This is a genomic window from Lentilactobacillus raoultii, from assembly GCF_900411375.1.
GTDB lineage: Bacteria > Bacillota > Bacilli > Lactobacillales > Lactobacillaceae > Lentilactobacillus > Lentilactobacillus raoultii.
Genome location: NZ_LS422983.1, coordinates 17,635 through 27,936, shown reverse-complemented (window position 1 = coordinate 27,936; position 10,302 = coordinate 17,635). Strand labels below are relative to the sequence as shown.

The window sequence follows — 10,302 nt, the reverse complement described above, 5'->3', positions numbered from 1 at the left end:
TGAATCACCGTCCCCGCCGCTGTTTAAGCTATAGTTGTCCAGCAGATGTTATGCCACAACTGGTTTAACTTCCTAGACCAATTATAAGAATAGGCCGTTAGTGTTGCACTTAACTTGACAATCGAGGAAAAAATTAAATCTGAAAAAATCTGAAGAATTATTGCCGACTTAAAGGCATTTACCTGTTGACTCTCCAAGAAGTTGGATAGGGTTTGTTGAATTCACTGCCTATCTAGCTTATAATAACTATTATGATTTATTCTTTGAATAAGCCTAATTTTTAAATAAAAGTCTAATCCTACTGACAGTCTGTGAGTGACGGATTAGATTTATTTTTTGGAGGGTGTCACATGCAACAACAAGGTCAAAATGACCAGGAGAAACGCGCAGATACGTCATTCTTCGGTCAACCCCGCGGGCTTTCCACATTATTCTTTACAGAGATGTGGGAGCGTTTTAGTTACTACGGGATGCGCGCAATTCTCCTTTACTATATGTATTGGAGCGTGGCAAAAGGGGGCCTTGGATATGAGCCAGGGCTTGCTGCATCGATTATGTCAATTTATGGATCGCTGGTTTATTTAACATCAGTAATTGGTGGTTTTATTAGCGATCGAATCCTTGGAAGTCGAAGGACTGTTTTCTATGGCGGTATTTTAATCATGTTTGGTCATATCGCTTTATCAATGCCATTGGGATCAATTGCGTTATTTGTCTCAATTGTGTTGATTACTTTGGGAACTGGTCTTTTAAAACCAAATATTTCTGAGATGGTTGGTGATTTGTATACTGAATACGATAATCGTCGTGATTCAGGCTTTACAATTTTTGTCTTTGGAATTAATTTTGGCTCGTTTATTTCGCCAATTTTGGTTGGCTGGCTTGGGATGAGTTACAATTTCCATCTTGGCTTTTCTTTAGCCGCCATTGGAATGTTTTTTGGATTGTTACAGTACATTCGTGGTGGAAGAAAACACCTGCCAAGTTCAAGCCTTTATCCTTCAGATCCTTTAGAACCGGAAGATGTAAAAAAACTGTCGGTAAGAATCGGATTGGGTGTCGTGGTTTTTGCACTTGTCTTACTTCTAATGAATGTCATGGGCGCTTTAACGATTGCTAATTTTATTACGTTGTTGAGTGTGATTGCAGTGGCGACACCAGTGGTTTATTTCGTTATTATTATCTCAAGCAAAAAGATTTCAAGTACCGAGCGTTCACGAGTCATTGCTTATATTCCGTTGTTCATTGCAGCAGCGATTTTTTGGGCAATTGAGGAACAAGGATCAAGTGTTTTAGCACTTTTCGCTGCTAATCAGACGAATAACAATTTCTTTAGTTTTCTTCAAATAAAGCCGGCTTGGTACCAATCACTTAATCCATTCTTTATTATGCTTTATACGCCATTCTTTGCTTGGCTATGGATTAAATTGGGTAAGAAGCAACCGAGTTCACCAAGCAAATTCTCAATGGGTCTTGTAATTTCTGGCCTGTCATATTTGTTTATGGTTATTCCAGTTTCATTATTTGGTACTTCAGCTAAGGTAAGTCCTTTCTGGTTAATCGGAAGTTGGGCAATTGTTGAAGTTGCTGAAATGCTGGTGTCACCAATTGGCCTGTCAGTTACCACTAAATTAGCACCTAAGGCTTTTGAATCACAGATGATGAGTATGTGGTTCTTAGCTGATTCGGCAGCTCAGGCGGTTAACTCGCAAATCGTCAAGTACTATACGCCTGACAATGAGGTTAATTACTTCACACTTGTCGCAATAGCTGCTGTCGTATTTGGTGTCATTCTGGTCTTTCTGGTAAAACCGATCAAGAAGCTGATGGAGGGCGTCAATTAGCTTTAAATTTAGAAAATGTGTTATCCTGATTTGGATAACGCATTTTTGATTTGGGGAGAAAAAGATGATTCGACTAGCCGCTTCAAGTGATAATCATTTAGATTTAAATAAAGTGTCAATCGCTGACACAGTTAACCAACAGGTTCAGTATTTAAGGGCGCTTAATCTTAACTATTATTTAATTGCTGGTGATCTGTTTAACGATTTTCAAAAAACAATCGATTATGTCCAACAACTTATTTCAAAATTGCCTCAAACCAAAGTTTTATTCATTGCGGGTAATCACGATATGATCCGTCATGTGACTTACGCGCAATTAGAAAACGGCCACTGGCCAGGATACTTAAATAATCAGTTTCGTGATATTCCGGATACTGATTATCGAATTGTGGGGTTAAACGGCTGGTATGACTATACCTTTGCGAAAAGCACCGGGAAAACTGAAACACAATTCTTTCACTGGAAAATGGCTTATTGGATAGACAGCTTGATTAAGCAGCCAATGAATGATCCAGAGCGTGAAAAAATCGTTTTAGCTGAACTGTCAAATCAACTGGAGAAGGCCCATCAGGCGCAAAAAAAAGTCATCTTAATGACTCACTTTGTCCCCAGTCAGCAATTTATTCGTTATACAACTGATCAACGTTTTTGGAATATGGCTAATGCAATGTTGGGCAGTACCGGAATGCAGGCGCTGATCGATCAATACTCAGTGCCCATAGTGATTTTTGGGCATATTCATGATCATATGCCACCCAAGAAAATTGGTAAAACCTGGTATTATAATGGGGCTGTCGGTTATCATAATCATCACCACAATGAATGGCAAACTCCTGACTTCTTCAGTGAATGGCAGCGACAATTAAAAGTGATTCAACTTTTTTAAAAAATTGCTTGACGGAACCCTGATAATTTTGTATTATTATATTCGTTGGTTTGATACTGATAAACATTTCGGAGGGGTAGCGAAGTCTGGCTAAACGCGGCGGACTGTAAATCCGCTCCTTCGGGTTCGGTGGTTCGAATCCACTCCCCTCCATTTTATTCTTGGGCTATAGCCAAGAGGTAAGGCAACGGGTTTTGATCCCGTGATGCGCTGGTTCGAACCCAGCTAGCCCAATAATTGATTATTAACCGGCGTCATAAGTTAAAAGCTTGTGATGCCGGTTTTTTCGTACGCTGGTTTGACAGTTATTGGTAACAGTCTAATGGCTAAATCATTCGGCCACCATTAAAAAAAGACACTAGGTGATTCAAAGAAAAAGGTTGTTTTTAGCCTCTTAATTGCTACGTGATGGGCAAAACCTACGTAAGGTTGGTAAAGATCTTAATTTATCCCAAATCGGCTTAAGAGGCATTTATATGCCGATTTTTTGGCTGATCGAGTTGTGAGATGATTAGTCAAATAAATTTTTAATTAAGCATCCTGATTAGGAATCACTGATATGTTTTGATAAATAATCATTTAAGCTTCAATTAATCTCCTTTCTTTAAACTAGTGATAATTAGTTTTTATCGCGTTGTTAATGCTGAAAGGAAGGCGGTTTTAATGATTAAATGGATGCCTTATGTGATGAATATGACAGGAATTTTGATTTGGCTAAAAATCCGCTCACGAAAACTTACTAATGGTTCATACTGGCAGTTAAGCACTATATTTTCGGCAATTGGGTATCTTGTGATTGTTGGCTACCTCACACTGGCACCAACTTCAGAAGCTTTCTTAGGTAAGCAACAGGTGGTTCCGTTTATGATTGGGACGGTGCCGGTTAATTTAATTCCTTTTTGGAGTACAACGGCTGATTTTTATCAAAACGTTTTATTGATGTTACCAATGGGAATTTACATTGCACTGTTAAGACCAACCAGTAAGATAAAAATTGCCTTTTTTGCAGGTCTGATGATTAGTTTTGGTATTGAGGCCATGCAATTTGTTTTAGATTTGGTCGTTGGGCTATCACGGTGGGTTGACGTTAACGATGTGTTGACTAATACAGTTGGTGTTCTTATTGGTTGGCTGCTGATTGCATTAATGAAACGGACCAAGCTAAACAGATTAGTCTGGCGATTCTCCATCGATTTTTTGGGATTGACACGCAAAGGTGGCCGGTGATTAAGAGATAATTCTCCGTAAAAAACCAAATTATTCTAATCACTTTACCAATTAGGAGTTGCAATTCATCCAAAATTCGGCTATTGTCGACTTAAAGAAAAATTGGAATAGTCCGATATGGATGCAAGGAGAATTCAAGATGAAAATAGGCTTTATTGGAGTTGGCGCAATGGCTCAGGCAATCATTCAAGGGTTGCTTAAAGCCCAATTTGTACCAGCAAAAAACATTTTGGTCCATAGTGCCCATGCCGCACATTATGAAAAATATGCAACAAAATATGGCTTAACAGCCCAGCCAACTAATGCAGCGGTGACTAAAAACAGTGATCTGGTTGTTCTGGCTGTGGTACCTGGAATTACTGGGCAAGTCTTGCATGAAATTAATGGTGAATTGACCAAGCCGGGGAAAACGCTGATTTCAATCGTTTCAGGAATGTCGTTAAATCGGCTGGAAGAGCTAACTGACTATAATTTACCAATTCTTAGAAGCTTGCCAAATATTAATTCAGAATATGGGCAAGGGATGACAGCGGTTGCCGCAAACGAGAATTTAACTGGAGAAAAGAAGAAAACCGCTTTGGCGATGTTTGAAGCGACCGGCGAGCTCAGTGAGTTACCAGAAGCCCAGTTTGCCATTTTTAGCGCAATTTCAGGAAGTGCAGTTGCCTATGTTGACTTTTTCATTGATTGTTTGAGTCGGGCTGGCGTCAAGTATGGCTTTAGTAAAGAAACAGCGACTCGGATTGCTGCTCAAACAACCCTGGGTTCTGCCAGTTCGCTATTAGCCTCCAAACAAGCCCCCGCTGAGTTGATTGATCAAGTGTGTTCACCAGGTGGCGATACAATTGCCGGTATTTTGGCGATGGCTCAAGCCGGATTTTTGAATTCGGTAGTTAAGGGAATTGATGCAACGATTGAAAAATCAACTGGAAAAACCAAATAAATCTAAAAATTGAAATCGGGAAAACTTATGTCACGAGTATTTACACATTGTCATTTATATACCGGCCAGCGCGAACTTTCAGATGGCTTTTTACGCTTCTCCAATCGAATTGAATCTGTTGGTTCAATGACAGACTTTCTTCCCATGGCCGATGACCAGATCGAAAACCTGGTCGGTAAAATTGTGGTGCCAGGATTTATCGATGTTCATGTCCATGGGGGGTACGGCGTTGATTCGATGACAGGTAGTGCACAACAAATTTGCCAAATGGCCGCTCAAATGAAATCTGAGGGCGTTACAACGCTTTTTTTAACGACCATGACCCAATCTGCCAATAAAATTTCTCAGGCCATGCAGACGATTAAAACGGCATCAATGACGTCACCAATTATTAAAGGCATTCACCTGGAAGGACCATTCATTGCCCCTAAATTTCACGGGGCTCAACCAGTTGATCAAATTCAAGCAGCGTCGGTTTCCCGTTTAGCTCAGTGGCAGCAGCTTTCAGGAGGATTAATCAGACTGATCACCTATGCCCCTGAGCAAAATCCTCATTTAGCATTGGAAACCTACTGTGCCTCGCATGGTATTCGGCTGTCGGTTGGGCATAGTAACGCGACTTATCAAACATTACAAAATTGTCGGATTGATCATGTGACTCATTTGTTTAATGCGCAAAGGGGACTGCACCAGCGTGAGCCGGGAGTTGTTGGCTTTGCGGCTCTTTCAGAGATTCCTGTTGAACTGATTTGCGACGGCTTTCACGTGATTGCCCCCGTTGTTAAAATTGCTTATCGCCTAATTGGGCCGACACGACTGGAACTGGTTACTGATGCGATGGAAGCTAAGGGAATGCCGGATGGTCGCTATCAACTTGGTGGCCAAGGAGTAACGGTTGCTAAGGGACGAGCCACGCTGGCGAATGGTAAATTAGCAGGTTCTGTACTTAAATTTAGCCAAGCCTTTAAAAATATCATTGACTTTACAGGCTGTTCGATTGCCGACGCCGTCAAAATGAGTTCGACCAATCAGGCAAGGGAATTCAATTTAAGGGGGAAAGGGTCCCTTGAGATTGGCAGTGATGCGGATATCAACGTATTTGACAAGCAATTGACCCTTATGGCAACGTATAGTTATGGGAAATAATTTACAGAAAACAAAGTAGGTGGTAACAATGGGTTTACCAATTTATATTCAAATTCATAATGATATTAAACGAAATATTGAAGCTGAAAAATGGAAAATCGGTGATCGAATTCCTTCTGAACGTGAACTATCCGGTGAGTTTGGGGTTAGTCGAATGACACTACGTCAGGCAATTCAAACATTGGTTGACGAAGGAATCTTGGAACGGCGAGTTGGTTCGGGCACCTTTGTTGCTAATCAAAAAGTTCAGGAAAAAATGTCTGGTGTGACCGGATTCACTGATTTAATGCTGGCACAAGGTAAAAAGCCTTCAAGTAAAACAATTTCCTATCACACAATGGAACCATCACTTAGCGAAATGGAAAAATTAAAAATTACACAGGATCAGTCGGTTTTAAGAATGGAACGAATTCGTTATGGTGATAATGTGCCAATTTGTTTTGAAGTGGCAACCGTACCGGAAAACATTGTTGCCGGGTTGGAAAAATCAGAAGTTACCAGCTCCCTTTATAGAGCGTTGGAGCAAAAAAAGAATCTAAGCCTTGGTAAAGCCCAGCAAACTGTTTCGGCGATGTTGGCCTCTGAACGAATTGCTGAATACCTGGACATTAAGCGTGGTGATGCAATTTTAAGGTTGCGACAAATTACGTACTTACAAGACGGTCGGCCATTTGAATATGTTCGAACGCAATACGTTGGGGATCGGTTTGAATTCTACCTGGAAAAGGGTTAATGATCACTAACTTTAAAAATGATAAAAAGCCGGACAAGCCACTTTTGATGTGGATTTGTCCGGCTTTGTGGTTAAACAATTAATGGGTTGAGAAACGGTCTTTCAAAATTGCTAATAAGTATTTTGGCAGGACTGATAGCCGCGAGAGTCGACTGGGTTCTTTAATCACGCGATACAGCCATTCTAAATGTTTATTTTGCCAGCTTTCTGGTGCCCGCTTGACATTTCCGGTTAAGACGTCAAACGAGCCACCGATGCCCATCCAAAGGCCGTTGGTTGCCTGGCGGTTTTTATCGATGAAAGTTTCCTGTTTTGGATAACCTGTGGCAACAAAAACCATGTCGGGATGGGTTCTGGCAATGTCGTGAACGATATTACGGTCATCGCCAAAGTAACCGTTGTGGGTACCGGCAATTTTTAGGCCGGGGTATTTTTGAGCGACAACAGTTTTCAATTGATTGATGACCTCAGTTTTAGCGCCAACAAAGTAAGCCGATTTATGCGTTTGACTGCCCCATTCTAAAAGGCTGACAAATAAATCATAGCCGGTAATCCGCTCTTGAAGTGGCCGTTTTAAAAGCTTAGCGCCCATGATAATCCCAATCCCGTCGGCGACGATAAAATCTGCCTGCTTAATCAATTTCATGTAAGGCCGGTTTTGACGTGCATACATGACAATTTCAGGATTGGCAGTCACGACAAATGTGTTTTCATGGTGTTCAATGCGATTTTTGAGTAATGATTCAAATGCGTCTCGACTAGTGTTTTCAAAAGGAATGCCTAAAATCGAGACGGTTTTGGCTGGTGATGGCTTATCCATAAAATCTCCCTGTTTCTAATAGTTTATTTTTGTAAGGCTGGTAATCAAAAAAGCTCTCCCTAGACATTTTGGGATACTTCAGGTGAGGATGCAACCCAATTTTTAGCACTCGCCCAATCATTTTAAGATTGGCATAATTCTTTTCAATCTTCAGAATAATGATAAAATTAAATTAATTATATAACTTATCTGGGAGGATAATTTAATAAAATGCCAAAATTTGACAACTTAACCCTCCATACTGATTTCTATGAAATTAATATGATGGCCACGTATTTCGAAAAGCATATGCAGAATCGGCACGCGGTATTTGAAGTTTTTTTCCGTAAATTGCCTTTTGGAAACGGATACGCTGTTTTTGCCGGCCTTCAGCATATTATCGAATATATCCAAACTCTAAATTTTACGGATGATGATAGTGACTACTTGCGGGAAGTGACCAATTATTCACCAGAGTTCTTGGAATACCTACGCCATTTTAAGTTTAAGGGCACCCTTCGATCTGCTTTAGAAGGTGACTTGGTTTTTAACAATGAACCAATTCTTCAGGTAGAAGGGACCCTTTGTGAATGCCAGCTGGTTGAGACAGCGATTCTAAATATTGTCAATTACCAGACTTTGATTGCAACTAAAGCATCCCGTATTCGGACAGTTGTTGGGGACGACCCCCTAATGGAATTTGGCACCAGAAGAGCGCAAGAAGTTTCAGCAGCACTGTGGGGGACTCGAGCCACTATCATTGGTGGATTTGATGCGACCTCTAATGTTTTGGCTGGTAAAACATTTGGAATCCCGATCAGCGGCACCCACGCGCATTCTCTGGTAGAATCATTTGGAAACGATTACGATGCCTTTAAAGCATACGCTCAAACTCACCATAATTGTGTCTTTTTAGTTGATACTTACGACACACTTAAAAGTGGTGTTCCGAGTGCCATTAAAGTGGCGGATGAAATGGGCGATCAAATTAACTTTGCAGGTGTTCGATTGGATTCCGGTGATATGGCCTATCTTTCCAAGCGAGTTCGTGAACTGCTTGACAATGCCGGATATGAAAAAACAAAGATATATGCTTCTAACGATATGGATGAAACGACCATTGCCAGTTTGAAAATGCAACATGCCAAAATTGATGTTTGGGGAATCGGTACCAAAGTCATTACGGCGTTTGATCAGCCTGCTTTAGGGGCCGTTTACAAAATGGTATCAGTTGAACATGCTGACGGTCAGATGACAGATACAATTAAGATTTCCGGCAATGCAGAGAAAGTTTCGACTCCGGGTAAGAAGCAGGTTTGGCGAATCACCGATGCGCGGGATGGTAAATCAGAAGGTGATTACATCACGTTGGCGGAAGAAGACCCGCGACATGAAAAATCAATTTATATGTTTCACCCAAATTATACGTATATTAATAAAACAGTTGAAAACTTTAATGCCAAGCCACTACTACAACCCATCTTTGAAAATGGTCAACTAATTTATCAAAGTCCCGATTTAAAGGAAATTGCGCACTATGCCAAAAAGCAAATTGCCTCACTATGGCCAGAATACAAACGTGAACTTAACCCCCAAAAATATCCGGTTGACCTTTCGCAGAAGTGCTGGGACAATAAACGTGACATTATTGAAAAAGTTCGTCAATACGTGCAGCAAATTAATTTTTAAATCAAGGGATGGATGGCTATGCGAGAAAAACAAAAAGAGATTATTGAAGCCTTAAAAGTGCAGCCGAAAATTGATCCAACGGCCGAGATCCGCAGAAGTGTTGATTTTTTAAAGTCGTATCTGAAGAAGTATGATTTTTTTAAATCACTGGTTTTGGGGATTTCTGGAGGACAGGATTCAACATTGGCTGGTAAGTTGTCCCAAATGGCAATTACCGAATTACGTGAAGAAACCGGTGATTCCAGTTATCAGTTTATTGCTGTCAGGTTGCCATACGGGGTCCAGGCTGATGAATCGGATGCCTTGGAAGCAATTCATTATATTCAGGCAGATCAAACCTTTCGAGTCGACATTCAATCAGCAGTCGATGCAGCCGTTGCTTCGGTGGAAGCTAACGGTATCAAAGTCAGCGATTTTAATAAGGGAAATATTAAAGCACGTCAAAGAATGATTGCTCAGTATGCAATTGCCGGTAGTACTAATGGCGTAGTTGTTGGAACTGATCACGCGGCTGAGGCAGTAACGGGCTTTTACACAAAGTTTGGTGATGGCGCTGCTGATATTACACCGCTTTGGCGATTGGACAAACGTCAGGGCAAGCAGTTACTGGAGGTCTTAAAAGCGCCTAAGCATCTTTATGAAAAGACGCCAACGGCTGACTTGGAGGATAACCGACCGGCTTTACCGGACGAGGTTGCCTTAGGGGTGACATACCAGGATATTGACGATTATTTAGAGGGACGGTCGGTTTCTCAAAAGGCGGCTGAAACCATTGAAAACTGGTATCGCAAAACCGAACATAAGCGGCACACACCAATTAATGTTTATGATACTTTTTGGAAATAAGTTGTCATAGATGACAGAACATGAATCATTAGGTATAATATTCTTAAATAAAGGGAGTAACCAGCAATCGTGATTGTGAATATCCCGTCAACGTGAAATCAAGGATTTCCGGGGTAATTCTTAAATGGTGAGACTTATGAATTCTTTTTCACAAGAGTTTATAGGTCTCTTTTTCTTTAAAAAGAGGAG

The 10,302-nt window shown here is 40.8% G+C and carries 9 protein-coding genes and 2 tRNA genes; 10 read left to right on the top strand and 1 reads right to left on the bottom strand.

Features of this window, described 5'->3' with window-relative positions:
- Positions 1–350: 350 nt before the first annotated feature.
- The 8 genes from ED605_RS01515 to ED605_RS01480 all read left to right on the top strand — a co-directional run bounded on the left by ED605_RS01515 (position 351) and on the right by ED605_RS01480 (position 6,779).
- Positions 351–1,844, top strand: coding sequence for a peptide MFS transporter (locus ED605_RS01515; RefSeq protein WP_121977174.1), 1,494 nt, complete (start codon positions 351–353; stop codon positions 1,842–1,844).
- A 64-nt stretch (positions 1,845–1,908) separates the two neighbouring features.
- Positions 1,909–2,730 (top strand): metallophosphoesterase, encoded by an 822-nt coding sequence (locus tag ED605_RS01510; RefSeq protein WP_121977173.1) that lies wholly within the window; start codon positions 1,909–1,911, stop codon positions 2,728–2,730.
- Positions 2,731–2,800: 70 nt separating this feature from the next.
- Positions 2,801–2,883, top strand: a tRNA-Tyr gene (locus ED605_RS01505).
- A gap of 9 nt (positions 2,884–2,892) precedes the next feature.
- Positions 2,893–2,964, top strand: a tRNA-Gln gene (locus ED605_RS01500).
- Between the two features lie 429 nt (positions 2,965–3,393).
- Positions 3,394–3,957 (top strand): VanZ family protein, encoded by a 564-nt coding sequence (locus ED605_RS01495; RefSeq protein WP_121977172.1) that lies wholly within the window; start codon positions 3,394–3,396, stop codon positions 3,955–3,957.
- A 139-nt stretch (positions 3,958–4,096) separates the two neighbouring features.
- Positions 4,097–4,900: a pyrroline-5-carboxylate reductase gene (gene proC, locus ED605_RS01490; protein WP_121977171.1), complete on the top strand. Its 804-nt coding sequence runs from the start codon at positions 4,097–4,099 to the stop codon at positions 4,898–4,900.
- A 27-nt stretch (positions 4,901–4,927) separates the two neighbouring features.
- Positions 4,928–6,046 carry an N-acetylglucosamine-6-phosphate deacetylase gene (gene nagA, locus ED605_RS01485; protein WP_121977170.1) on the top strand — a complete coding sequence of 373 codons (1,119 nt, stop codon included), beginning with the start codon at positions 4,928–4,930 and terminating at the stop codon, positions 6,044–6,046.
- A 28-nt stretch (positions 6,047–6,074) separates the two neighbouring features.
- The gene (locus ED605_RS01480) at positions 6,075–6,779 is read left to right on the top strand and encodes a GntR family transcriptional regulator (RefSeq protein WP_121977169.1); all 705 of its coding nucleotides are present in this window, start codon (positions 6,075–6,077) and stop codon (positions 6,777–6,779) included.
- 79 nt (positions 6,780–6,858) lie between these two features.
- Here the strand turns inward: ED605_RS01480 and ED605_RS01475 are convergent, their stop codons facing one another.
- Complete coding sequence (locus tag ED605_RS01475; protein ID WP_121977168.1) at positions 6,859–7,599, bottom strand: WecB/TagA/CpsF family glycosyltransferase; 741 nt, start codon at positions 7,597–7,599, stop codon at positions 6,859–6,861.
- A gap of 210 nt (positions 7,600–7,809) precedes the next feature.
- Here ED605_RS01475 and ED605_RS01470 point away from each other — a divergent pair, with 210 nt between their 5' ends.
- Complete coding sequence (locus ED605_RS01470; protein ID WP_121977167.1) at positions 7,810–9,267, top strand: nicotinate phosphoribosyltransferase; 1,458 nt, start codon at positions 7,810–7,812, stop codon at positions 9,265–9,267.
- Positions 9,268–9,285: 18 nt separating this feature from the next.
- Entirely contained in the window at positions 9,286–10,113 is an 828-nt protein-coding gene (gene nadE / locus ED605_RS01465) for an NAD(+) synthase (RefSeq protein ID WP_121977166.1), read from the top strand.
- The last annotated feature ends 189 nt before the right edge of the window (positions 10,114–10,302 follow it).

Excerpts from the sequence above, each read along its gene's own strand:
- ED605_RS01515 (WP_121977174.1), top strand. The coding sequence starts at position 351 with ATGCAACAACAAGGTCAAAATGACCAGGAGAAACGCGCAGATACGTCA.
- ED605_RS01510 (WP_121977173.1), top strand. The coding sequence starts at position 1,909 with ATGATTCGACTAGCCGCTTCAAGTGATAATCATTTAGATTTAAATAAA.
- ED605_RS01495 (WP_121977172.1), top strand. The coding sequence starts at position 3,394 with ATGATTAAATGGATGCCTTATGTGATGAATATGACAGGAATTTTGATT.
- proC (WP_121977171.1), top strand. The coding sequence starts at position 4,097 with ATGAAAATAGGCTTTATTGGAGTTGGCGCAATGGCTCAGGCAATCATT.
- nagA (WP_121977170.1), top strand. The coding sequence starts at position 4,928 with ATGTCACGAGTATTTACACATTGTCATTTATATACCGGCCAGCGCGAA.
- ED605_RS01480 (WP_121977169.1), top strand. The coding sequence starts at position 6,075 with ATGGGTTTACCAATTTATATTCAAATTCATAATGATATTAAACGAAAT.
- ED605_RS01475 (WP_121977168.1), bottom strand. The coding sequence starts at position 7,599 with ATGGATAAGCCATCACCAGCCAAAACCGTCTCGATTTTAGGCATTCCT.
- ED605_RS01470 (WP_121977167.1), top strand. The coding sequence starts at position 7,810 with ATGCCAAAATTTGACAACTTAACCCTCCATACTGATTTCTATGAAATT.
- nadE (WP_121977166.1), top strand. The coding sequence starts at position 9,286 with ATGCGAGAAAAACAAAAAGAGATTATTGAAGCCTTAAAAGTGCAGCCG.